This is a genomic window from Pseudomonas sp. USHLN015 (assembly GCF_037153275.1).
Classification (GTDB): Bacteria; Pseudomonadota; Gammaproteobacteria; order Pseudomonadales; family Pseudomonadaceae; genus Metapseudomonas; species Metapseudomonas tohonis.
The window spans coordinates 258,544-281,042 of sequence record NZ_JBBCKP010000011.1; the positions used below are offsets into that span (position 1 = coordinate 258,544).

Below are 22,499 nucleotides of genomic sequence, written 5' to 3' on the forward strand. Positions count from 1 at the left end.
ACGATTCAGCAAGTGCTTTGTCCAGATAGTCGCGGGCCCTCTGCCAGGGTTCGGACAGCGCCTAAGCTGAAGATTCATCGCACAACGACAAAAGGGCCCCAAGGCCCGTGTGGAGGAAACGGCATGCTCGAACTCACCCCGGCATTGGTGTCCATGGGCCTGGCGGCGACGGACAAGGCCGCCGCCCTGCAATTGGTGGCCGGCCGCCTGGTGGGGGATGGGCTCGCCGCCGAGGGCTACCTGGCCGCGCTGCAAGCGCGTGAAGCGCAGGGCTCGACCTACCTCGGCCAGGGCCTGGCCATTCCCCACGGCACCCCGGAAACCCGTCACCTGGTCCACGCCACCGGCGTGCGCCTGCTGCACTTTCCGGACGGGGTGGACTGGGGCGACGGCCAGCGCGTCTACCTGGCCATCGGCATCGCCGCGAAATCCGACGAGCACCTGCGCTTGCTGCAACTGCTGACCCGCGCCCTGGGCGAAGGCGAGCTGGGTGACGCCCTGCGCCGCGCCGAATCCGCCGAAGCCATCATCGCGCTGCTCCAGGGCGGCCCTGGCGAGCTGGCGCTGGACGAGCAACTGGTGGCGCTGGGCAGCACCGCCGAAGACTTCGACGAACTGGCCCTGGAAGGCGCGCGCCTGCTGCGCCGCGCCGGCTGTGTCGACAAGGGGTACGCCAACCAGCTGTTGCAGGGCGAGGCGCTGCCCCTGGGCGAAGGCCTCTGGTGGCTGGACAGCGACCAGGCGGTGAGCCGCCCCGGGCTCGCCTTCGTCGCCCCGCGCACGCCCCTGCGCCATGAGGGCCAGCCGCTGGCCGGGCTGTTCTGCCTCGCCAGCCGGGGCGATGCCCACGTGGCGCTGCTGGAGCGTCTCTGTGCGCTGCTGATCGAAGGCCGTGGCGCCGAACTGGCCCGTGCCGCCGATCGCCGCCGGGTGCTGGAGACCCTGGCGGGCGACGCCACGGCCGACTGGCCGAGCCTGCGCGTGCCCCTGGCCAACGCCCACGGCCTGCACGCCCGCCCGGCCAAGGAGCTGGCGCAACTGGCCAAGGGGTTCGCCGGGGACATCCGCGTGCGCGTCGCCGACAGCGGGCTGCCGGCGGTCAGCGCGCGCAGCCTGAGCAAGCTGCTGGGCCTGGGCATCCGTCGGGGCCAGGTGCTGGAGCTGCTGGCCGAACCGGGCATCGCCGCCGAAGCCCTGCCGGTGCTGCGCCAGGCGGTGGAGCAGGGCCTGGGCGAGGAGGTGGAGCCCCTGGCGGACGGCGCCCCCGAACAGCCCGAAGCCGAGTTGCCGGAAGCCGCCCCCGCCGCACCGGCGCCCGGCAGCCTGCTCAACGCCGTACCGGCCTCGCCGGGCATCGCCATCGGCCCGGCCCACGTGCGGGTGGCGCGGACCTTCGACTACCCCGCCCGTGGCGAGACGCCTGCCAGCGAGCGCAAGCACCTGCACCAGGCACTGGCCCAGGTGCGCGCGGAGATCGAGGCGCTGGTGCAGCGCAGCGAGGTGAAGGCCATCCGCGAAATCTTCGTCACCCACCTTGAAATGCTCGCCGATCCGGCCCTGGGCGAAGAGGTGGAGGCCCGGCTGCAGCGTGGCGAAAGCGCTGCCGCCGCCTGGGCGGGCGTGATCGCCGCCGCCGCCGCGCAGCAGGAATCCCTGCAGGACGCGCTGCTGGCCGAGCGTGCTGCCGACCTGCGCGACGTCGGCCGCCGCGTGCTCGCCAAGCTCTGCGGCGTCGTGGAGCAGGCCGAGCCCGAACGCCCCTACGTGCTGGTGCTGGACGAGATGGCGCCCTCCGACGTCGCGCGGCTGGACCGTACCCGCGTGGCCGGCATCCTCACCGCGCGCGGCGGCGCCACCTCCCACAGCGCCATCGTCGCCCGCGCCCTGGGCATTCCCGCCCTGGTCGGCGCCGGGGCCGTGGTGCTGGCCCTGGAGCCGGGCACGCCGCTGCTGCTCGACGGCGGCCGTGGGCGCCTGGTGGTGGCGCCCGAACAGGCGTTGCTGGAGCGCGCCCGTGCCGAGCACCAGGACCGCGAGCGCCTGCTGCGCGAGGCCGAGGCGCACAAGCTGGAGCCGGCACGGACCCGTGACGGCCACAGCGTCGAGGTCTGCGCCAACCTGGGCGACGCCGCCGGCGCCGTGGCGGCAGTGGAGCAAGGCGCCGAGGGCGTCGGCCTGCTGCGCACCGAGTTCATCTTCATGGCCCATTCCCAGGCGCCCGACCTGGCGACCCAGGAGGCCGACTACCGCAAGGTGTTCGACGCCCTCGACGGCCGCCCGCTGGTGGCGCGCACCCTCGATGTGGGCGGCGACAAGCCCTTGCCCTATTGGCCCATCGCCCACGAGGAGAACCCCTTCCTCGGCCTGCGTGGCGTGCGCCTGACCCTGCAGCGGCCGAAGGTGATGGAGACCCAGCTGCGCGCCCTGATGCGGGCCTCCGAGGGCCGGCCGCTGCGCATCATGTTCCCCATGGTCGGCAGCGTCGGCGAGTGGCGCCAGGCCCGAGACATGGCCCTGCGCCTGGCCGAGGAGATCCCCCAGGCCGACCTGCAGCTGGGGATCATGGTCGAGGTGCCGTCCGCCGCGTTGCTGGCGCCGGTGCTGGCGCGCGAGGTGGACTTCTTCAGCATCGGCACCAACGACCTCACCCAGTACGCCCTGGCCATCGACCGTGGCCATCCCACGCTTTCGGCCCAGGCGGATGGCCTGCACCCGGCCGTGCTGCAACTGATCGAACTCACCGTGCGCGCCGCCCATGCGCGCGGCAAATGGGTGGGCGTGTGCGGCGAACTGGCCGCCGACCCGCTGGCGGTGCCGCTGCTGGTGGGGCTGGGGGTGGACGAGCTCAGCGTTTCGGCACGCAGCGTGCCCGAGGTCAAGGCGCGCATCCGTGAACTCAGCCTGGCCGACGCCCAGGAACTGGCTGGCGTGGCGCTGGCGGCGGAAAGCGCCGAAGCGGTACGGGCCCTGGCGGAGAAATTCTGATGGCGCGCATCCTCACGCTCACCCTCAACCCGGCGCTGGACCTCACCCTGCGGCTGCCGCGCCTGGAACCCGGCGCGGTGAATCGCGGCCAGGCGCTGGTCAGCCACGCCGCCGGCAAGGGCCTCAACGTCGCCCAGGTGCTGGCCGACCTGGGCCATGCGCTCAGCGTCAGCGGCTTCCTGGGTGCCGGCAATGCCCAGCCCTTCGAGGCGCTGTTCGCCCGGCGCGGTTTCCACGATGCCTTCGTCCGCGTCGAGGGCGAGACCCGCAGCAACCTCAAGCTGGCCGAGGACGATGGCCGCATCACCGACATCAACGGCCCCGGCCCGGAGGTGGACGCCGCGGCAAGGGACGAACTGCTGCGCCGCCTCGACGCCCTGGTGCCCGGCCACGACCTGGTGGTGGTGGCCGGCAGCCTGCCACGGGGCGTGGACGCCGACTGGTTCGCCGCGCTGCTGCGGCGCCTGCATGGGCTGGGCGCCCGGGTGGCGCTGGACAGCAGCGGCGCGGCCCTGCGCGCGGGGCTCGCCACCGCGCCCTGGCTGGTCAAGCCCAATGTCGAGGAACTGGCCGAAGCCTGCGGCCGCCCCCTCGACGGCCTGGCCGAGCAGGGCGAGGAGGCCGCGCGCCTGCAGGCCGCCGGCATCGAGCACCTGGTGCTGTCCATGGGCGCCGAGGGCGTGCGCTGGTTCAGCCGGGGGCAAGCCCTGCAGGCGCGCCCGCCCAGGGTGCAGGTGGCCAGCACCGTGGGCGCCGGTGACTCGCTGCTGGCCGGCATGGTCCACGGCCTGCTGGCCGGTTGGCCCGCCGAACGTACCCTGGCCCACGCCACCGCCATCGCCGCCCAGGCGGTGACCCAGATCGGCTTCGGCATCCATGACCGGGCGCAGCTGGCGTCGCTGGAAAGCGGCGTCGTCGTGCAACCCGCAGAAGAACAACACGAGGTTCCCCGATGAGATTCGTCCTTGTCACCGCCTGCCCCAACGGCGCGGTCAGCAGCCTGATCAGCGCGCGCCTGCTGGAGGCCGCCGCGCGCCGCCTGGGCTGGACGCCCCAGGTGGAAATGCCCGGCGGCGAAACCGTGCCCGCCGAAGCGCTGGCGGCTGCCGACTGGGTGCTGGTGGTGAAGACCGGCCCGCTGGACCTCTCGCGTTTCGCCGGCAAGCGCCTGTACCTGGCGACACCGGCCGAGGCCCTGCACGAGCCGCAGGCTTTCCTCCAGCGCGCCGAGCGTGACGCACAGGTGCAGGACACCGCGCCGGCACCCGCCGCAGCGGCCGTGGCGGGCGAGCGGCCGCGCCTGGTGGCGGTCACCGCCTGCCCGACCGGCGTCGCCCACACCTTCATGGCCGCCGAGGCGCTGAAGCAGGCCGCTGCGCGCCTGGGCATGGATCTGCAGGTGGAGACCCAGGGCTCGGTGGGCGCCCGCGACCCGCTGTCGGCCGAGGCCATCGCCGCCGCCGACGTGGTGCTGCTGGCCACCGACATCGAGGTGGACACCGCCCGCTTCGCCGGCAAGCGCGTGTACCGCTGCGGCACCGGCGTCGCCCTCAAGCAGGCCGACGCCACCCTGCGCAAGGCCCTGACCGATGCCCAGGTGCAGCAGGCCGGCAAGCCCGGCAGCACCCAGGCCGAGGGCCAGGGCGAGGCCAAGGGGGTCTACAAGCACCTGCTTACCGGTGTGTCCTTCATGCTGCCGATGGTGGTGGCGGGGGGCCTGCTGATCGCCCTGTCCTTCGTCTTCGGCATCGAGGCCTTCAAGGAGCAGGGCACCCTGGCCGCCGCGCTGATGCAGATCGGCGGCGACACCGCGTTCAAGCTGATGGTGCCGCTGCTCGCCGGCTACATCGCCTATTCCATCGCCGACCGCCCGGGCCTGGCGCCGGGGATGATCGGCGGGCTGCTGGCCGCCACCCTGGGCGCGGGCTTCATCGGCGGCATAGTCGCGGGCTTCCTCGCCGGTTACTCGGCCAAGGCCATCAGCCGCTGGGTCAGGCTGCCGCAGAGCCTGGAGGCGCTCAAACCCATCCTCATCATCCCGCTGCTGGCCAGCCTGGTCACCGGCCTGGTGATGATCTACGTGGTCGGCAAGCCGGTGGCCGGCATGCTCGCCGCGCTGACCCAGTTCCTCGACGGCATGGGCAGCACCAACGCCATCCTCCTCGGCGTGCTGCTGGGCGGGATGATGTGCGTCGACCTCGGCGGGCCGATCAACAAGGCCGCCTATGCCTTCTCCGTCGGCCTGCTGGCCTCGCAGAGCTACGCCCCCATGGCCGCGACCATGGCCGCCGGCATGGTGCCGCCCATCGGCCTGGGCATCGCCTGCCTGCTGGCCCGGCGCAAGTTCGCCCAGAGCGAGCGCGAGGCCGGCAAGGCCGCGCTGGTGCTGGGGCTGTGCTTCATCTCCGAGGGCGCCATCCCCTTCGCCGCCAAGGACCCGCTGCGGGTGATCCCCGCCAGCATCGCCGGCGGCGCGCTCACCGGTGCGCTGTCGATGTACTTCGGCTGCAAGCTCATGGCGCCCCACGGCGGGCTGTTCGTCATGCTCATCCCCAATGCCATCAACCATGTGCTCGCCTACCTGCTGGCCATCGTCGCCGGCAGCCTGGTCACCGGCGTGCTCTATGCCGTGCTCAAGCGCGGCGATGCCCAGGAGTTAGTGCCTTCGCAGGCTGGGTAGAGCGGAGCGAAACCCATGGGGGCGTGCCGCGCATCCGATGGGTTTCGCCGGGCTCTACCCCTCCTGCGGACTCCTCCACCTTCACCCACGGAGCCACGCAATGCCCCGCACCCTGAACAAGGAAACCCGCCTGTGCATGTCGCTGTCGGGCCGCCCTGGCAACTTCGGCACGCGCTTCCACAATTCGCTCTACGAGCAGCTGGGCCTGGACTACGTCTACAAGGCCTTCACCACCACCGACCTGCCGGCGGCCATCGGCGGCATCCGCGCGCTGGGCATCCGGGGTTGCGCGGTGTCGATGCCGTTCAAGGAAGCCTGCATCCCCCACCTCGACGAGCTGGATGCCTCGGCGGCGGTGATCCAGTCGGTCAACACCCTCGTCAACGACGAAGGCCACCTCAAGGGCTACAACACCGATTACCTGGCGGTGGCCAGCCTGCTGCGCAGCCACGGCGTCGACCCGCAGTCGGATTTCGCCCTGCGCGGCAGCGGCGGAATGGGCAAGGCGGTGGCCTTCGCCCTGCGTGACAGCGGCTTCACCCAGGGCACCCTGGTGGCACGCAACGAGGTACGCGGCAGCGCCCTGGCCGCCACCTGTGGTTTCGCCTGGCAGGCGGAGCAGGGCGGGTTGCGCCCGCGGCTGCTGGTGAACGTCACCCCCATCGGCATGGACGGCGGCCCCGAAGCCGGGCAACTGGCCTTCGACGAGGCCACCATCGAGGCCGCCGAGGTGATCTTCGACGTGGTCGCCATCCCCGTGGAGACTCCGCTGATCCGCGCCGCCCGTGCCCTCGGCAAGCGGGTGATCACCGGCGGCGAAGTCATCGTGTTGCAAGCGGTGGAGCAATTCGTGCTCTATACCGGCATCCGCCCCGACGCCGAGCAGATCGCCGAAGCGGCGGCCTTCGCGCGCAGCTGAGGGCATTCTCCAGGAGCACACCGATGATCAAGCAGGTAGGCGACACCCCGATCCTTCCCCTTCACCGCGCCAGCTGCCACTGCGGCGCGGTGGTGCTGGAACTGACCCTGCCCGACGGGCTGGTGAGCCCGCGCCGGTGCGACTGTTCCCTGTGCCGGCGCAAGGGCGCCATCGTCGCCAGCGTGCCGCTCGCCGGGCTGCGTGTGGTACAGGGCGCCGAACTGCTTAGCCTCTACCAGTTCAACACCCGCACCGCGCGGCACTACTTCTGCTCGCGCTGCGGCATCCACACCCACCACCAGCGCCGCTCCAGCCCGGACCAGTACGGCTTCAACGTCGGCTGCCTGGACGGGGTCAACCCCTTCGACCTGGGCGAGGTGCCCACCAGCGACGGCGTCAATCACCCGGCCGATCGCTGAACGGGGGCGCCGGGTTTCACCCGACCTACGCAATGCCAGGGATACACCGATCGTGGGAGCGAATTCATTCGCGATGCGCTTCCCCCACGCACCAAACACAAAGGCCGCTGTCCTCCCGGAGCAGCGGCCTTTTCGTTTTCATCCCGGCTCAGGTGAGCAGCGCGATGAGGATGATGATCGGGATCGGTACACCCAGGAACCAGAGCAGCAGCGAACGCATGGTCGTTCTCCTCGTTCAGCGAAGGGGGGCGGTGCGGTGGTAGGCGAGGCCGTCGGTCACCGTGTCGCGGCTGCGACCGCCACGGGTGGCGGCGAAGCTGGCGGTGAAGGCGCCGATGAGCAGGGCGACGAACATCCACAGCGAGGCATGGATGCCGGCCTTGCGGGCCGCATCGGCGGCCTGGCGGGCGTCGTTCACGGCCTGCTGAGCCATGGCGTGGACCTGTTCGACGCGGGCCTGGGCTTCGGCCTGGGTCAGGTTGGTGCGCTGGGCCACCAGGCGCACCAGGTAGTCGTGGTCCTCGGGGCTCAGCTGGCCACCGTCTGCCAGGCTGCGGACGAAGATGCGCGACACCACGCCGTGGGCGGCATCGTCGACGGTGGGGGCCGGCCGGTCGTCACGGAACAGCGTGTCGATGTAGTAGCCGTAGGGGTTCTGTGCATCGTCGCTGGCGCCGGGCGCGGTTCCGGCGCTGGCACCGGCGGCGATCGCCGCACCGGCCTGCACGCCACCGCCCACCAGGTTGCCGACGGTGCCCACCAGCAGCGCGGCGGTCACCAGCGTGGCGACGGCCCAGGCGAGGAAGCCATGGGCGGTGTCGCGGAAGAACACCTCGTCGCCGTGCAGGCGGCTCCAGCGCAGCCTCAGGCGCCCGGCGAGGTAACCGCCGAGGCCGGCGGCCGCCAGCTGGGTGAAGGCCAGCCAGGCGATGCCGGCGAAGCCCAGCCCCTCGGCACCTATGCCCTCGTGTTGCCAGGGCGAGATGGCCGCGAAGCCGAGGCCCAAGCCCAGCAGCACGAGGATCAGGGACAGCGCGGCGGCGGCGGCCGCGCCAGCGAATACCGCGCTCCAGGAAACGCCGGAGGCGTCGTTGACTTCCAGGGCGGTTGCGTAGGCATCAGAAGTGGTGTTCATCGTCGTGTCCTTGTTCGGGAAGGCTCAACGCCGTGACCGCCAGGGGCGACGGTCACCGTGCCTTTTCTGCCGGCACTCATGGATTTGGGTGCCGAAGGGCGAATAAAGGTTCAGGGATTTTCTTGCGGGCCATCTCGGGCACCGGCGTACTGGTGCGGCGGCGTTCGCTCCTCTACAGTGCGGCGACGCTTTTTTTCGTTTCGGGATCGCCATGGGATTTCTGGATTTCCTCTTCAATCGCAAGCCGTCGCCCGACGACTTCGCCGTGCTCTTCGAATCCGCTGCGCGCAAGGCCGGCTTCAAGGGTGAAATGACCTATCGCCCCCGGGAATTCCGCCTGGTGTATGGCGACAGCGCCTTCTTCAACCTGCACAACGCCTACCGTGAATACTGCGGGCAGCGCGGCGCCAAGCGCCGGCAGGCGTTGCAGAGCTACATCACGGCGCTGTGCGAGAACCAGCGCAGCCTGGCGCTGCCGCTGGACGAGGCGCGGCCGTTGCTGCTGCCGGTGGTGCGCAGCCGCGGAATGATCGAGGACCTGCGCCTGCACCACCTGCGCACCGAGGGCAACGACCTCGAATTCGATCCGGTCTACCTGCCCATGGGCGACGACGCCGTGGTGCTGCTGGCCATCGACCACCCCGAATCCACCGCCACCCTGGTGCAGGGCCCCGACAAGAGCTGGGGCATCACCCTCGAAGAGGGGATGGCCATCGCCCTGACCAACCTGCGCGACAGCACTGGCGACGCCTTCGTCGAGGTGGTGCCAGGGCTGTTCCGGGGCAACTGGAACGACAGCTACGACATCAGCCGCATCCTCCTGCCCGATGTGCTCGAGCGCCTGCCGCTCAAGGGCCGGCCGCTGTTCATGGTGCCCAGCCGCGAGACCCTGCTGGTGACCGGCGACCGTGACGGCCACGGCCTCGCGGCGATGGTCGAGCTGAGCCTGGAGGCCGCGACCGAGGGCCGCGCGATCTCCTCCGGGCTGTACTGCTACCAGGACGGCAAGGTGGCGCCCTACACCGTGCACAACCCGCTGCTGCAAGCCCGGCTGGAGCGTATGCGCCGTCTCGCCACCAAGGCCGAGTACGACACCCAGAAGCACGCGCTGGACCTGATCCACGAAGAGAACAGCACCGACATCTTCGTCGCCACCTACCAGCTGTATGCCGTCCAGGAAGACCCGGACATGCTGTTCTCCATCGCCAGCTGGACCGAGGGCGTGGACAGCCTGCTGCCCCGCGTCGACCGCCTGGTGCTGGTGCGCCCCAACGAAGACTGCAGCGACGCCGAGACCCGCGCCGTTTCCTGGGAGCAGGCCATGGCGCTGCTGGGTGATCTGCTCGAAGAAGCCCCCGGCTTCTACCCGCCGCGCTACCGCACCCTGGGCTTCCCCGAACCCAGCCGTGCCGAGCTGCTGGACGAGCTGGGCTAGCCGGCTTCCCGGGCCGAAGCACGGGCTACCGGTAGGTTGGCGCCGAGCTCGCGAGGCCCAACGCTGCTGGGCTCGATGGGGCACCGCTGCTACAAGGGCTTCTCCTTATGGAAAACGCCTACAAGGCAACGCCGTTGCGGGCCTACAAGGGGCTTGGATAGGGTTCCGCCGCTGCTTTCCACAGAAAGCAGTCGGGTGTGGAAGCCCGGTATCAGAAACAACGACGCGTGCCATAGCGACGCCTGGCGTCGGCAGTCTATGGCGGACCGTGTGAGTGGGCTCGCGCCCAGCCGGTTTTCGCGTCGTTTTTCCGGTACTTCCACCTCGCACGGTCCGCCACCCTTCATGCAGTGGGTGGCGGCTCTATCACAGGATGGATGGAGTACTGCCATGAACCTTCCCGAGATCACCCCTCGCATCTTCCTGCGTCACCAGCGTCAACTGCGCGCCTTCCTGATGGGCCACGAAGCCTGGTTTTCCACCCGCGACCTGCGCCGCCTGCTCAACACCGATATCAACCGCCGGACCCTGTTCCGCCTCTGCGACGACCAGCACCGCCGTGTGCGCCTGCGCACCGCCAACGGCTGGTTCGAGGAAGAAGCGGTGGTGAGCGAATCCGGCCTGCACGACCTGCTCAGCGTCTACTGCTTCCACCCGGAGAACCGCATGCTGCGGCGTTGGGTCAGCCAGGAGGTGGTGGCGGTGCTGCGCATCGGTTGAGGGGGTCAGAACAGCGTTCGCAGCCGGTGTCCCCTGGGCGCACCACAGCCACCGTAGTTGCACAGGATGCTGTTGCCCGCCTCGGTGGGCAGCAGCTGCACATTGGCCTCGACGTCGAAGGCGATTCGGTAGCGGCTTGCAGCCTGGTCGGACAGCGGCACCATCAGCTGCGCGCGGCCGCAGTCGCCGGCGTCGACGGCCAGGTCCCACTGGCCGTAGGGAAGCTGGAAAGCGGCCGACTCTGCCGTCTCCAGCTGCACGGCGAGCTTGCCATTGATGTAGACGCTGGCCAGGCATTTGCGCCCCCACCAGGCATCGTCGCGGTTGACGATCAGGTACTGGCTCGGCTCGGCGGGCACTCCCTGATAGGCGAACAGCCGCTCCGGCGGAACCGGCCACGTCTGGTTGGCGGGGATCTGCTTGCTTTGGCAAGCGGTGAGCGACAGGCAGCAGAGCAGCAGGAGAGGGCGCATGGTTCATCCTTGAATGGGGAGTGCCGGGCGTGAATATATACGGCGGCCAGGCGCCGGAGAAATGGATCGCTAAGCGCTACCAGGATTCATAAGGGATGCCGTGCTGCTCGATATAGGCCTGCGCGGCCCCAGTAGGAGGGCGGTAGTAGCGCCCATTGGAGTGGCCCTCGTAGGGGCCCCTCGTATCGACCTTGGCCTGGTAGCGCCCGATCTCGATATTCGACAGGCATGGCCCACCCACCCAGGCCTTGGCGATGCCACCGGGAGCCATGCCGATGGAGATGTCGTATCGATAGAGGTTATCGACCCATTCGCCATCGGCTCGGCAGAAAGCCCGTTGTGGCTTGAGCATCACGTCGCGTACCCATTGCGGGATATCGATGCGCAGCTTGTAGGTCTGGGGTTCCACCAGGGACTGCCAGCGCACGAACAGGGTTTCGGGCAAGTCGACATTGCTGACCGGCATCATCTTCCCACCACCGTCGTACCAGCCGGGCGTCTTGTCGTTGTAGGCCACTACACCGCCGTGGATATCGAAATACGCATAACCACGGCGATCGATGACATCCACGCTTTCCACCCAGACCTCCATGAAGCGGGGTGCGCCTATCCCGACATACCAGTAGTCATAGGGCAGCCTCGGCCGGCCGGAACCTGCCGCGCAGCCGGCCAGGGAGAGGATAAAAAGGGCTAGCAACAGGCGCTTCATTGCGGGTACCCCGCTTGCGGTTTGTTGTCGAGGATGAAGCGGGCGTCGGGGAGCCGGTCTGCCAGCCGGCCCCCTGCCCAGGCGGGGCGATTACCAGGATTCATAAGGGATGCCGTGCTGCTTGATATAGGCCGCCGATTCAGGCTCAAGCGCGGGCCAGGCGTACTGTCCATTGGTTTCGCCTTGGGACGGCCCCAGTGGTTCGACCTTGGCCTGGTAGCGCCCGATCTCGATATTCGACAGGCATGGCCCACCCAGCCAGGCCTTTGCGATGCCACCGGGGGCCATGCCGATGGAGATGTCGAAGCGATACTGGTTATCTCGCCATTGCTTTCGTCCCGAGCAGTAAGCCCGTTGTGGCTTGAGCATCTCGTCGCGCACCCACTGAGGGATATCGATGCGCAGCTTGTAGGTCTGGGGTTCCACCAGGGACTGCCAGCGCACGAACAGGGTTTCGGGCAAGTCGACATTGCTGACCGGCATCATCTTCCCACCACCGTCGTACCAGCCGGGCGTCTTGTCGTTGTAGGCCACTACACCGCCGTGGATATCGAAGTACGCATAACCACGGCGATCGATGACATCCACGCTTTCCACCCAGACCTCCATGAAGCGGGGTGCGCCTATCCCGACATACCAGTAGTCATAGGGCAGCCTCGGCCGGCCGGAGCCTGCCGCGCAACCGGCCAGGGCAAGGATGAAAAGGGCCAGCAACAGGCGCTTCATTGCCGGTACCCCGCTTGCGGTTTGTTGTTGAAGACCAGCCGCTGGTTGGGCGCGGGTTTGCTGATCAGCAGCCCCTTGCTCGGTGTCCAGTGGGCGGACAGGTGGATATAGCGTGCCCACAGGTGGCGCTGGTCGTCGGCGTTCAGCCGGGACGGGGCACCTTGTACATAGGCGAGGATTTTTTCGGCAATTGGGCGTAGATCGGCAGGCAGTTCAAAACGCTGGTCATCGTCGTTGATCACATCGAACGGCACCCCATGCTTCACCCCCAGTTCACGCATGGCGCGCAAGGCCACCCGCGATAACTCGCCACGCACCTTTCGCTGTAGCACGACACCGACCAGGGCTTGCAGGCCGGTTCGCTCCTGATCGGCGTGGGTGCCCTGGACCGGCCAGGCGTTGATCCGGATTTCGCCATCGCCGGGCAGGCCGAGGGACTGGAGGCGGCTGACTTCGTGCTGGGCCTCCAGCCACGCCGGGGTGGCGTCCAGCGGTTGGCCGGGGCGTTCACTTGCCAGGCGCGGCTGGGAGGCCAGCAGGCGCTCTTCCATCAGCGGCGGGTAGCCGCCACCGATATCCGAATGGACGCCTGGCAGGCTGATCTCCTGGTGATGCGGGGCCACGCTGTTGAGCGCGAAGTTCCAGCGCCGCTCGGAGCCTGCCACCAACTGGACTACCTTGCGCGCGCAACCGGGAGGCAAGTAGAGGTTGATGCCGGGGTTGTCGGCGTTGGCCGGGCTCCAGTCGCCCCGCAGCGGGTCGACCGTGGCCGCCACGGTATCGAACAGGCCGATGAAGTTGAGGCGGGTATCGCGCTGCCAGTCGAAGCTTCTGGCCAGGCCGCCCTGGCCGCCCCGGAGTACCTCGGCCAGCAGGCCTCCATCGGGTTTGAGCACTTCGTTGGCGAAGTGCCGAGCTGCCGCCGCGCCGCGACTGAAACCGAATAGATCGAACTCCAGTGCACGGATCTGGATGCCAGGGTTGGTTTCCAGGAAGCGTCGTATCTGTCCTCTGATCTGATCCGGGCTCTGTGCCACCCGATGCAGGATGCCGGTATCGCCCCGCCCGCTGGCCTGGGCCGGCAGTAGGGAGTCCGAGCCGCCGCTAGTGGTGCCGATGCCTTCCAGGTACACCGGGACGTAGCCGGTATCGGCTTCTGGCCCCAGGCGTATGGTCGTGTTGTCCTGATACAGCCTGCTCAGATGCGCCACATTGCTCGGCGCATTGCCGTAGCTGTTGTCAGGCACTTTGCGGAAGAAACCGCCCTCGTCCGGGTCGCGGTAACCGTAGCGGGCGCAGTGGCTGATGAGGGCGCTCAACGCTTCTTCGTCGAACTGCTGGCGATCCTCGCGCCTGCACTGTTCGGTGAGTGCCGAATTGGCCTGGTTGTTTCCGGTGCCATCGAAGAACAGGCCCAGGCGCAGCGTGATGCCGATGTCCTCTTTCTTCTCTTCCTCGCTTTTCAGCCCATGTCCTTGCAGGTCGCTCCTGGCGGGCTCAGACGTGCTTGTGGCGCGCGTTGTGGCAAATGGTGCCGCGGTGCCTCCAGGTGTCGAGCCAGAGGAGGTGGCGCTCCGATTGGAGTTGTACGTTGCGCTGGATAGCGAGTGGATCAGAAGCGAGCCGCAGGGGCAGCTGCTGGCGCTGTCCAGCGTACCTGCCATCTTTCGTCCTCGGCTGAGCATGTGAGCGATGCCGCCGACGATCAGGTAGACCTTGCCATCCTTGCCACAGGTGACACGGTCGCCCTCCCGGGCGTGGACGACGCCGCGCCATTTGACCTGGTTGTCGCCCTCCAGAACCGTTCCCCCACAGGTGGTTTTGTCGCCTGCGCGAATGAAATGCCCAATAGCCATGTCGATCCCCCATCCCCTGTCGTTGAGCGGAGCCCGCGCGCCTGGAGCGCCCGGCCGTGAACCGCGCCAGCAGCCCGCAATCAGGGCAGGGGCGCGAGGTCTCAAGGCTCGGGATGTGGCAAGGGAAAGGAAATCGGAAAGGGCTGAAGGTGGGGTGTGTCCTGTCCGTAAAGGCTCAACGCATCCGGCCGGGCCTGGAAGGCACGCAATGCGCTGAAGGGTTGGCTGTCACGCGGCGTGGGGCGAGTGAGACCCTTCGCCAAACTAAAGATTGGCTATACCTGCTGTGGGTTCCTGGCCTTACTGGCGGGTGTTAATTATCTGACTCACGGCTTCCCGATTTCGGGGCTGGGTATCGGTCCGCTAAAGGATGCAGGTCAGCGGAAACATGGACATGTTGAACAACAATAACGAGCGGCTCATCCGCCTGCGGGACATAGACAAGCGCTATCGGCTCGCCGAGCAGGAGCTGCGCATCCTCGGCGGCGTCTCCCTGGAGATCGCCCGGGGCGAGAGCTGCGCCATTCTTGGCAGTTCCGGCTCGGGCAAGAGCACGCTGCTGAACATTCTCGGCCTGCTGGACCTGCCCACCAGCGGCTTCTACCACCTCGCCGGGCACGATGTATTCACGGCCAGCCCGGATGACCTGGCGGCGCTGCGCAACCGCCTCATCGGCTTCGTCTTCCAGAGCTTCAACCTGCTGCCCCGGCTCAGCGCGCTGGACAATGTCGCGCTGCCGCTCAGCTACCGCGGCGTGGCCCTGCGCGAGTCCCGCGAGCGGGCTCACGCCATGCTCGAACGGGTGGGGCTCGCGGCCCGCGCCGGGCACTTGCCGGCGGACCTTTCGGGCGGCCAGCGGCAGCGGGTGGCCATCGCCCGCGCGCTGGTGGGCGAGCCGGCGCTGATCCTCGCCGACGAGCCCACCGGCAACCTCGACGCCGCCACCGCCGAAGACATCATGCAGCTGCTGCTGGAGCTCAACCGCGCCAGCGGCGTGACCCTGGTGATCGTCACCCACGACCCCGGCATCGCCGCGCGGCTGGAACGGCGCATCCGCGTGCGCGAGGGCAGGGTGGTGGACGAGGCGGTCCCGGCATGACGCTGCTGAACGCCGCTCCGGCCCCCTCGCTGTCGCAGCTGCTGCACGAGGCGCTGGGCAGCCTGCGCAACCTCGGGCGGCGCTCGTTGCTGGCGCTGCTGGGGATCGTCATGGGCAGTTGCTCGGTCATCGCCTTGCTGAACATCGGGCAGAACGCCGCCGACCAGGCCATGAGCGTGTTCCGCGAGATGGGCACCGAGGCGGTGGTGGTGCAGCTGCCTTCGTCCCCCCGGGGCGCCGATGGCCTGCCGCTGGCGCTGGACGGCCCGACGCTGGAGGCGGACGTGCCCGGCATCGAGCACGCCAGCCCGCTGGTGCTCTACAGCAGCCAGGTGGTGTTCCACGGGCGCACCCGCAACCTGGCGCTGGTCGGCGCCGATGCGTCGCTGGGCGAGGCCGCGCGGTTGCGGGTGGCGCAGGGACGCTACCTGTCGGTTTTCGATGCCCGCCAGACTTTCGTTGTGGTCGGTGCCGAAGCGGCCCTGGCGCTGGGGGTTGCCGGTGATCCGCTGGAGGTGGGCGACAGCCTGCGCATCGACGACTACCAGTTCCAGGTGATCGGCATCCTCAAGCCCCAGGGCGCGGGCGGCATCATCCCCTTCACCGCCGATGAGTCGCTGTTCCTGCCGTTGGCGGGGATGGCGCGGGTCAACCCGGCGCCGAACATCGGCACGCTGATCGCGCGGGTGGTGCCGGGGCGGGACGTGCCCAGCACCGGCGAGCGGCTGCTGCAACGGATCAATCGCGAGATCGCCGGCGAACAGAAGGGCACGCTGCAGGTTGCCCAGCAGATGATCGATGCTATGCAGCAGCAGACCCGCACCTTCACCTACCTGCTGGCGGCCCTGGGCGGCATCTCCCTGGTGGGCGGCGGGGTGGGGGTGATGAACGTGATGCTGATGAACGTCAGCGAGCGACGCCGCGAGATCGGAGTGCGCATGGCGCTCGGCGCGCGGCGGCGGGACATCCGCAACCTGTTCCTGGTGGAGGCGGTGGCGCTGACCGCCGCCGGCGCGGTATCCGGGGCGCTGCTCGGCGTGGCCGCCGCCTGGGGCTACGCGCGTATCTCCGGCTGGGAGTTCGCCATGGCGGCCTCGGCGTTGCCGCTGGGCATGGGCAGCACGCTGCTGGTGGGGCTGTTCTTCGGCCTGTACCCGGCCATCTCGGCGGCGCGCCTGCAACCGGTGGAGGCGTTGCGCGATGCCTAGTCGCCTGCTCGCCGTGCTTCTCCTGGCCCTGGTCCTGCCCGCCCAGGCCAAGCCCTGGGGCGAGGAGCGCCTGGACCCTTCCGCGCCGACCATGGAGCGCCAGGGCAATGGCCCGTTGCTCAGCGAGCAGATGGCCGACCTGACGCTGCTGGACGCCGTGTTCCTCGGCCTGCGCAACAACCGCAGCATCCAGAGCGGCTACCTGCGGCGCATCGCCGAGAAGTTCGACCTGCGCGTCGCCGAGGACGTCTTCAATCCCAAGCTCTACATCACTGGCAGCTACCGGGCCAACCGCAACCACCAGGACCGCTACCGCGATGGCCGCATCGGCCCGACGGCCACCCTGCTGAACGAGTACGGCACGCAACTCGCGCTGGGCTGGAGCACGGGCTACAACGACGCCGACCGGGCCGGGCGCCAGCGCAACGATGGCGTCGACCTGAGCATCATCCAGCCCCTGCTGCGCGGCGCCGGGCGCGAGGTGAACACCGCGCCGGTGCGCCTGGCCCAGCTGTCGGAGCAGGCCAACCGGCTCAACCTGAAGTCCAGCGTGTCGCAGACGGTGACCGCCATCATCAGCGCCTACCGCAACCTGCTGCGCGCCCAGGAGCAGCAGCGCATCGCCCGTGCCGCGCTGGAGCGCACCCAGCAACTGGTCTCGGTCAACCGCTCGATGATCGAGGCCGGGCGCATGGCCGAGTTCGAGATCGTGCAGACCGAGGCCGACCTCGCCACCCAGGAGCTGAGCGTGGAGGAGGCCGCCAACCAGCTGGACTCCGCGCGCCTGGAGCTGCTGCGCCTGCTGGCCCTGGACCTGTCCTCGCAGGTGCGCGCCAGCGACGCCCTGGAAGCCGAGCGCATCGAGGTCAACCGTGAGCAGGCGGTGCGGCTGGCCGAGCAGCAGCAACCGGACTACCTGCGCCAGCTGATCAACCGCCAGCAGGCGGACATCAACCTGGTGGTGGCGAAGAACCAGCGGCTCTGGGACCTGTCCCTGGAAGTGGGCGGCAGCCAGACGCGGGACCGCTACGACTACCCGCACACCAGCGGCAGCGACCGTTCCTGGGACAGCTACGCCGGGGTTCGCGTGGACATCCCCATCGGCGACCTGACGCGGCGCCAGGGCGAGGTGCAGGCACGGGTCAACGTCGAGGACCAGGAGCTGCAGGTGGCCGACGCGCGGCAGGCGCTGGAGCGCAACGTCACCGACGTGGTGCGGGACGTGGGCACGCGCTGGCGCCAGCTGGAGATCGCCAACCGTGCGCTGGAGCTGTCGCGGCGCAAGCTGGACATCGAGCGCGACAAGCTCAACGCCGGGCGCTCCAGCAACTTCCAGGTGCTCAGCTTCGAGAGTGACCTGCGCAACGCCGAGAACGCCCGCCTCAATGCGCTGATCGCCTACCTCGAGGCGCAGACGCAACTGGACCTGGCCCTGGGCATGACGCTCGACAGATGGGACATCTCGCTCAATGACTACTGACCGTTCCCCGCTGGCCCGTCGCGGCCTGCTGCTCGCCGTCGCCGTGCTGGTCATCGCCGGCATCACCTGGGGCCTGCGCGAGGCGCCCGGGGCGGCGCCGGCGGCCATGCACTGGCAGCGTGTGGACCCGGCGCCGCTGGAGCACAGCATCGGCCTGGTGGGGCGCATCGAACCGGACAGGACCCTGGCGCTGGGTGCGCCTTTCGCCGGCATCGTGGCCGAATCCCTGGTGGAGCCGGGGCAGCGGGTCCAGGCCGGGCAACTGCTGCTGCGCATGGACGCGGCCGAGACCGAGGTGCAGCAGCGCGACGCGCTGTCGGCCCTGCTCAAGGCGCGGCGCGCGGTGCAGGAGCTCAAGGACTGGGAAAGCGGCGAGGAGATGTCCCGCGCGCGGCGGACCCTGCGCAGCGCCCAGCTGGCCCTGGCCAGCACCGAGAAGAAGCTCGGCCAGACCCGCGCGTTGTTCGAGCGCGGCATCATCCCGCGCAACGAGCTGGAGGACCTGGAGCAGCAGGCGCGCCTGCAGCGCATGGACCTGAGCGCCGCGGAGCGCGACCTGGCCCGCTCCCAGGCGCGTGGTAGCGGCGAGTACCTGCAGATCGCCGAGATGGAGCTGGCCAACGCGGAGGTCAAGCACGACGCGCTGCGCAAGCTGCTGGAGGCACGGGAGATCAAGGCGCCCTTCGCCGGCATCGTGGTGCCGGCCCCGGGGCTGAGCCTGGATGACGCCGCGCGCGGGCCGGTGCAGGCCGGCTCCCAGGTGACCCAGGGCGCGCCGCTGTTCGGCCTGGCCAGCATTGAGCGTCTGAAGATCGTGGCACGGGTTTCCGAACTGGACGTCAACCAGCTGCGCGAAGGCATGGCGGTGGACGTGCAGGGCGACGGCTTCGAGGGCGAGGCGCTGCACGGGACCGTCAGCGTGGTGGGCGGCCAGGCGCTGCCGAGCACGCAGGGTGGCGCGCAGTTCGAAGTGATGGTCGCCATCCCCGATCTGAACGAGGAGCAGATGCGCCGTGTACGGCTGGGCATGAGCGCACGCCTGTCGATCCTCGCCTACCGCAACGAATCCGCCATGGTCGTGCCCCCCGGCGCCCTGCGCAGCGTGGACGGGCGCTGGCTGCTGGACTACCGCCCCAGCCTGGAACAGCCCGCGCGGGAAGTGCAGGTCCGCACCGGCCGTGCGACGCCGGCGGGTGTCGAGGTATTCGGCCTGGAGCCAGGGTTCGTCGGCATCTCCGGCTGAGCCTCCGCGTTTCGCATCCCCCGCCGGGTATTCCCCGGCCTACGCTGATCCCTCCGCAATCCCCGTAGGTTGGCGCCGAGTGCAGCGAGGCCCAACGCCATGGGGCCCGCTGAGACGCCGATGCGTTGGGCTTGGTGCTTCGGCCCATCGGCTTTCTGCTTCCAATTCGCACGATCGCGCGTACTACCGGGCTTTCTGCCCGCAGATTCGCCGTGGATGGGCGCGGATTCATTTTTCGAACAGTCAATTCATGCACCAGAACGATGCGCGGAGAGGAGGGGTGTCCGTTATGGAAACACCCGTCAAGGCCCGATTTGTCGGGACAGTCAGCTATATGGCGCACGGCCTTTGACGCAGGTGTGTAGGAAGTTCACGTTTTTGCGGCTCCGCTGGCAGGCTCTGGGGCGGGGGTGCCCAACCTTTTGCTAGGTATGAAATGCGGTCCAGCGACCTAATCTCGTTCCCGGCGCTACCCACTGGGAAGTCACCCACGAACGGCACGAGCCCGGGTCCCACAGGTAGATCGCCCACGAGTAACAACCCCTGGCGAGTCGGTAAAGATCGCTACGCATTGGAACGCAGCAGGGAGGTGGCAACGGATGCTCCATTTTTCGCCTGATTCAGGCATCGCCCCTATCACTTGCCGGGAATCTGCCGCCCGGCTCCCTCGCCTCGTATCGAGCCTCGTGCCCGACCCGATGCGTCCTCTCCGCCCCGGTGGCGGAAGCGGTGGAAACCCTCTCGCAGGCCGTCGTGTGTCCATGGCCCTGCATCGAAACGAGCGTGATTGAGCGACAGCGTTGAGGAACTCGTCCGGCACCTGCCTCGGCAGGTACCGGCCCGATCAGTGCCATGCGGACGTTGTTGGATGGATGACATGACGCAGCCTGGATAGCTGCACTTCGATTGTTATTTGTCTGCAACGGAAGTTGGCCTGGGAACTTGCCCGGAAACAGTGTGTGTCGTTGTTGATCGTTATCGGAGTTGGAATGATTTCCGCCGGTAATTCTAACAGCGGGTTGATGGGCAAGTTTGAAAAGCGGTCATGGGTTAAACAGGAAGGTCTTCGTGGTGTATTCCCAGTGACCAAAAACAAAACCATGTTTTGCTTATCAACCAAGGAACGAAAACAATGAAAATGTCCAAACTCTCCGTTGCTACCGCTGCTCTGGCCCTGTGCATGGGTGCTTCCTCGGCCATGGCCGTGACCATCACCCCGGCCAACACCGCCTTCTCCGCCAAGGGTGTTTCGGTGGTCAAGCCCGGTCTGCTGATCCCCGCAGTGACCTGCAACGTTGAATTCATCGGAACCACCTCGGTTGGCGGCGCTGACAAAGCCACCATCACTGCCGTGAACATCACCGGCGGCACCCTCTGCAGCGCAGCAAGCGCCGCTGGCCTGCCCTGGACCCTGACCGCATCCAGCCTCACCGCTGGCAACGTCAGCGGTGTCAAGTTCACCGTGGCCGGTATCAACTGCAGCAGCTCCCCGGTCACCGTGAATGGTGTCTGGAGCAACGCTGACAACAAGCTCACCCTGAACCCGAACCAGCCGGTTGGCTCTTGCACCATCCAGAGCCTGTATGTGAATCCGACCCCGGCATTCACGCTGGTTCCGTAAGCGTGAACGGCCTTCCCATCCCAGGGTGGGAAGGCCGCTTTCATTGTAATTGGAATACTGTCGCGATATGGGTTCAGCACAGTGGGCAAGTTAATAAACGTTTCGAGCCATTAGTGAGGAAGTTTGATTTCCTGAACTATCAGTTGTGCAGGACACGCCCCGTGAGGCAGAAAATTATAATAAGCAAGGAGTTGTCATGAAGACGTATTCGAAGCGCCCCTCTCTTTTCAATTTCACGCGCAAACGCAGTTTGCTGAGCCTGGCCATCCTCGGTGCCGTGATCGGTGCCCAGCAAGCCGAAGCCGGTGCCTTTGCCGTACCCACCTATGGCACGCCCGGTTGGGGCCGCGCCTTCGCCGGCGGTTCGGTGTGGAAGAACGACCCCAGCGCCGCTTTCAACAACCCGGCCGCCATGGCCTTCATCGAGCGGCCCATCGGCCAGGTGTCGGCGATCTATGCCGATATCGACATGAAGTTCAAAGGGCAGGCCTATGACTACCAAGGCAACCCGCGCGTCGAATACGACGACGTGAACGATGTCGGCGGCCCCAACGCCCGGGCATTGGGCGATGGGGGCAACGGTGGCTTCAGCAAGTGGCTGCCTACGCAGTTCCTGGTGATCCCGGTCGGCGATCGTTTCGCTTTCGGTCTCGCGCAGGTCGTACCCATGGGCATGCGCAGCACCTGGGACAAGAATTTCGTCGGCAAGGACTTCGCCCTTGACACCAAGATCGAGACCGCAGCCTTGGCAGGTTCGTTGTCGTTCAAGATCGATGATCAGTGGGCCGTGGGTGGGGGCGTGGTGATCCAGCGCACCCAAGGCTTTGTCGGGCAGAACGTCGACCTGCTGGCCGCTGCCGGCGCTGCGCCCAACTCGCCATTGAACGGTGTGCCGGCAGGCGCGTCGAAGGCGACGATGCGGGTCAAGGTCGATAACATTTCGCCCGGCTGGTTCGCCAGCGTTGCCTGGAAGCCGACCGCGCGGGACACCCTGGGCCTTGCCTATCACGCCAAGATCAAGAACGAGCTGGATGGTGACTACAACTGGCATTTCAACGATGCCACCGGCATGGCTCCCTTCGACTCCATCGGCCTGATGAACCCGGACGCTCTTGCCCTCGTCTATCCGGGCCTGGTGTTGAATCCCAATGGCGACCATGCCGAATCGCGCATGGACATTCCCGCCATGGCCACCCTGGACTGGGTGCATGACTTCAACGACAGCTTCAGCCTGGCCGCCAGCGTGACCTGGACCGAATGGTCGTCCTTCCAGTCCCTGAAGCTGACCTCCCACGGCAACCTGATCGTCGACATCCCCTACAACTACAAGGACACCTGGATGTACTCGGTGGGCGGTGACTACCGCTTCAACGACCAACTGACCCTGCGTGCAGGCGTAGCGATGGACCAGACGCCGACCCGCAACTCCACCCGCGATGCGCGCATCCCCGACGGCGACCGCACCTTCGTCTCCCTCGGCGGCAGCTACCGCTTCGCCTCCGACCCGAACCTGAGCGTGGATGTGGCCTATTCCCGCCAGTTCGTCGACGAGGGGCGCCTGCGCACCCAGAACCAGGATCGCCTGGGTGGTGGCCGCATCGACGGTGAAGTGGAGTCCAAGGGGCAGATCTTCAGCGTCTCGGCCACCTACATGTTCTAACCGCCGTTGAAAAACGCAGACGCCGCAGCGGCAACGCAGTCGGTTTTTCAATAGCCTGCAAGGCTGGAAATTCCCCACCTGTGCTCTCGATCGTCACCCGGTTCCCGGGGCATCGGGCCGATCAGAACAGG

At 67.9% G+C, this 22,499-nt stretch carries 19 protein-coding genes; 14 read left to right on the plus strand and 5 right to left on the minus strand.

Translation table 11 applies throughout. From position 1 onward, the window contains the following. Positions 1 to 123 precede the first annotated feature (123 nt). The 5 genes from ptsP (at position 124) to WFQ67_RS23410 (ending at position 7,003) form a co-directional block, all read left to right on the plus strand. Positions 124 to 2,985 carry a phosphoenolpyruvate--protein phosphotransferase gene (gene ptsP, locus WFQ67_RS23390; protein WP_337058342.1) on the plus strand — a complete coding sequence of 954 codons (2,862 nt, stop codon included), beginning with the start codon at positions 124 to 126 and terminating at the stop codon, positions 2,983 to 2,985. Continuing rightward, positions 2,985 to 3,941: a 1-phosphofructokinase gene (gene pfkB / locus WFQ67_RS23395; RefSeq protein WP_337058343.1), complete on the plus strand. Its 957-nt coding sequence runs from the start codon at positions 2,985 to 2,987 to the stop codon at positions 3,939 to 3,941. The genes ptsP and pfkB overlap by 1 nt, the downstream gene beginning before the upstream one ends. Then, positions 3,938 to 5,665 (plus strand): PTS fructose-like transporter subunit IIB, encoded by a 1,728-nt coding sequence (locus tag WFQ67_RS23400; protein WP_337058344.1) that lies wholly within the window; start codon positions 3,938 to 3,940, stop codon positions 5,663 to 5,665. The genes pfkB and WFQ67_RS23400 overlap by 4 nt, the downstream gene beginning before the upstream one ends. A 100-nt stretch (positions 5,666 to 5,765) precedes the next feature. Beyond that, entirely contained in the window at positions 5,766 to 6,584 is an 819-nt protein-coding gene (locus WFQ67_RS23405; RefSeq protein WP_337058345.1) for a shikimate 5-dehydrogenase, read from the plus strand. A gap of 23 nt (positions 6,585 to 6,607) precedes the next feature. Further along, on the plus strand, positions 6,608 to 7,003 hold the full coding sequence (locus WFQ67_RS23410) for a GFA family protein (protein ID WP_213629848.1): 396 nt from the start codon (positions 6,608 to 6,610) through the stop codon (positions 7,001 to 7,003). Positions 7,004 to 7,238: 235 nt separating this feature from the next. Here WFQ67_RS23410 and WFQ67_RS23415 read toward each other — a convergent pair whose 3' ends face one another. After that, positions 7,239 to 8,138: a hypothetical protein gene (locus WFQ67_RS23415; protein WP_337058346.1), complete on the minus strand. Its 900-nt coding sequence runs from the start codon at positions 8,136 to 8,138 to the stop codon at positions 7,239 to 7,241. A 211-nt stretch (positions 8,139 to 8,349) separates the two neighbouring features. Here WFQ67_RS23415 and WFQ67_RS23420 point away from each other — a divergent pair, with 211 nt between their 5' ends. After that, positions 8,350 to 9,573 (plus strand): hypothetical protein, encoded by a 1,224-nt coding sequence (locus WFQ67_RS23420; RefSeq protein ID WP_337058347.1) that lies wholly within the window; start codon positions 8,350 to 8,352, stop codon positions 9,571 to 9,573. Between the two features lie 390 nt (positions 9,574 to 9,963). Next, the gene (locus tag WFQ67_RS23425) at positions 9,964 to 10,293 is read left to right on the plus strand and encodes a hypothetical protein (protein WP_173174168.1); all 330 of its coding nucleotides are present in this window, start codon (positions 9,964 to 9,966) and stop codon (positions 10,291 to 10,293) included. Positions 10,294 to 10,298: 5 nt separating this feature from the next. On the opposite strand, the gene WFQ67_RS23430 is transcribed toward WFQ67_RS23425, so the two are convergent. From WFQ67_RS23430 to WFQ67_RS23445, 4 genes are all read right to left on the minus strand, one after another. Then, complete coding sequence (locus tag WFQ67_RS23430) at positions 10,299 to 10,766, minus strand: hypothetical protein (protein WP_213629854.1); 468 nt, start codon at positions 10,764 to 10,766, stop codon at positions 10,299 to 10,301. A 76-nt stretch (positions 10,767 to 10,842) separates the two neighbouring features. Further along, the gene (locus tag WFQ67_RS23435; protein ID WP_337058348.1) at positions 10,843 to 11,475 is read right to left on the minus strand and encodes a DUF2931 family protein; all 633 of its coding nucleotides are present in this window, start codon (positions 11,473 to 11,475) and stop codon (positions 10,843 to 10,845) included. Positions 11,476 to 11,565: 90 nt separating this feature from the next. Further along, the gene (locus WFQ67_RS23440; protein ID WP_337058349.1) at positions 11,566 to 12,201 is read right to left on the minus strand and encodes a DUF2931 family protein; all 636 of its coding nucleotides are present in this window, start codon (positions 12,199 to 12,201) and stop codon (positions 11,566 to 11,568) included. Then, positions 12,198 to 14,057, minus strand: coding sequence for a phospholipase effector Tle1 domain-containing protein (locus WFQ67_RS23445; RefSeq protein ID WP_337058350.1), 1,860 nt, complete (start codon positions 14,055 to 14,057; stop codon positions 12,198 to 12,200). Before WFQ67_RS23445 ends, WFQ67_RS23440 begins: the two co-directional genes overlap by 4 nt. Before the next feature lie 394 nt (positions 14,058 to 14,451). Here WFQ67_RS23445 and WFQ67_RS23450 point away from each other — a divergent pair, with 394 nt between their 5' ends. The 7 genes from WFQ67_RS23450 to WFQ67_RS23480 all read left to right on the plus strand — a co-directional run bounded on the left by WFQ67_RS23450 (position 14,452) and on the right by WFQ67_RS23480 (position 22,368). Beyond that, complete coding sequence (locus WFQ67_RS23450) at positions 14,452 to 15,156, plus strand: ABC transporter ATP-binding protein (RefSeq protein ID WP_111260006.1); 705 nt, start codon at positions 14,452 to 14,454, stop codon at positions 15,154 to 15,156. 5 nt (positions 15,157 to 15,161) lie between these two features. Beyond that, positions 15,162 to 16,364: an ABC transporter permease gene (locus tag WFQ67_RS23455; RefSeq protein WP_337058386.1), complete on the plus strand. Its 1,203-nt coding sequence runs from the start codon at positions 15,162 to 15,164 to the stop codon at positions 16,362 to 16,364. After that, positions 16,357 to 17,844, plus strand: a complete 1,488-nt coding sequence (locus WFQ67_RS23460) for a TolC family protein (RefSeq protein ID WP_173174159.1) — start codon at positions 16,357 to 16,359, stop codon at positions 17,842 to 17,844. The genes WFQ67_RS23455 and WFQ67_RS23460 overlap by 8 nt, the downstream gene beginning before the upstream one ends. Further along, positions 17,834 to 19,087 carry an efflux RND transporter periplasmic adaptor subunit gene (locus tag WFQ67_RS23465; protein WP_337058351.1) on the plus strand — a complete coding sequence of 418 codons (1,254 nt, stop codon included), beginning with the start codon at positions 17,834 to 17,836 and terminating at the stop codon, positions 19,085 to 19,087. The genes WFQ67_RS23460 and WFQ67_RS23465 overlap by 11 nt, the downstream gene beginning before the upstream one ends. A gap of 959 nt (positions 19,088 to 20,046) precedes the next feature. Beyond that, entirely contained in the window at positions 20,047 to 20,223 is a 177-nt protein-coding gene (locus WFQ67_RS23470) for a hypothetical protein (protein WP_158545570.1), read from the plus strand. Continuing rightward, positions 20,220 to 20,708, plus strand: a complete 489-nt coding sequence (gene praA / locus WFQ67_RS23475; protein ID WP_111259954.1) for an alkane oxidation protein activator PraA — start codon at positions 20,220 to 20,222, stop codon at positions 20,706 to 20,708. Before WFQ67_RS23470 ends, praA begins: the two co-directional genes overlap by 4 nt. A 196-nt stretch (positions 20,709 to 20,904) precedes the next feature. Continuing rightward, complete coding sequence (locus WFQ67_RS23480; RefSeq protein ID WP_213629861.1) at positions 20,905 to 22,368, plus strand: outer membrane protein transport protein; 1,464 nt, start codon at positions 20,905 to 20,907, stop codon at positions 22,366 to 22,368. The last annotated feature ends 131 nt before the right edge of the window (positions 22,369 to 22,499 follow it).

Bases quoted from the DNA above. Each gene is read 5' to 3' on its own strand.
- WFQ67_RS23415 (WP_337058346.1), bottom strand. From the start codon at position 8,138: ATGAACACCACTTCTGATGCCTACGCAACCGCCCTGGAAGTCAACGAC.
- WFQ67_RS23435 (WP_337058348.1), bottom strand. From the start codon at position 11,475: ATGAAGCGCCTGTTGCTAGCCCTTTTTATCCTCTCCCTGGCCGGCTGC.
- WFQ67_RS23425 (WP_173174168.1), top strand. From the start codon at position 9,964: ATGAACCTTCCCGAGATCACCCCTCGCATCTTCCTGCGTCACCAGCGT.
- WFQ67_RS23465 (WP_337058351.1), top strand. From the start codon at position 17,834: ATGACTACTGACCGTTCCCCGCTGGCCCGTCGCGGCCTGCTGCTCGCC.
- WFQ67_RS23400 (WP_337058344.1), top strand. From the start codon at position 3,938: ATGAGATTCGTCCTTGTCACCGCCTGCCCCAACGGCGCGGTCAGCAGC.
- pfkB (WP_337058343.1), top strand. From the start codon at position 2,985: ATGGCGCGCATCCTCACGCTCACCCTCAACCCGGCGCTGGACCTCACC.
- WFQ67_RS23440 (WP_337058349.1), bottom strand. From the start codon at position 12,201: ATGAAGCGCCTGTTGCTGGCCCTTTTCATCCTTGCCCTGGCCGGTTGC.
- WFQ67_RS23430 (WP_213629854.1), bottom strand. From the start codon at position 10,766: ATGCGCCCTCTCCTGCTGCTCTGCTGCCTGTCGCTCACCGCTTGCCAA.
- WFQ67_RS23410 (WP_213629848.1), top strand. From the start codon at position 6,608: ATGATCAAGCAGGTAGGCGACACCCCGATCCTTCCCCTTCACCGCGCC.
- ptsP (WP_337058342.1), top strand. From the start codon at position 124: ATGCTCGAACTCACCCCGGCATTGGTGTCCATGGGCCTGGCGGCGACG.
- WFQ67_RS23450 (WP_111260006.1), top strand. From the start codon at position 14,452: ATGTTGAACAACAATAACGAGCGGCTCATCCGCCTGCGGGACATAGAC.
- WFQ67_RS23460 (WP_173174159.1), top strand. From the start codon at position 16,357: ATGCCTAGTCGCCTGCTCGCCGTGCTTCTCCTGGCCCTGGTCCTGCCC.
- WFQ67_RS23405 (WP_337058345.1), top strand. From the start codon at position 5,766: ATGCCCCGCACCCTGAACAAGGAAACCCGCCTGTGCATGTCGCTGTCG.
- WFQ67_RS23420 (WP_337058347.1), top strand. From the start codon at position 8,350: ATGGGATTTCTGGATTTCCTCTTCAATCGCAAGCCGTCGCCCGACGAC.
- praA (WP_111259954.1), top strand. From the start codon at position 20,220: ATGAAAATGTCCAAACTCTCCGTTGCTACCGCTGCTCTGGCCCTGTGC.
- WFQ67_RS23480 (WP_213629861.1), top strand. From the start codon at position 20,905: ATGAAGACGTATTCGAAGCGCCCCTCTCTTTTCAATTTCACGCGCAAA.
- WFQ67_RS23445 (WP_337058350.1), bottom strand. From the start codon at position 14,057: ATGGCTATTGGGCATTTCATTCGCGCAGGCGACAAAACCACCTGTGGG.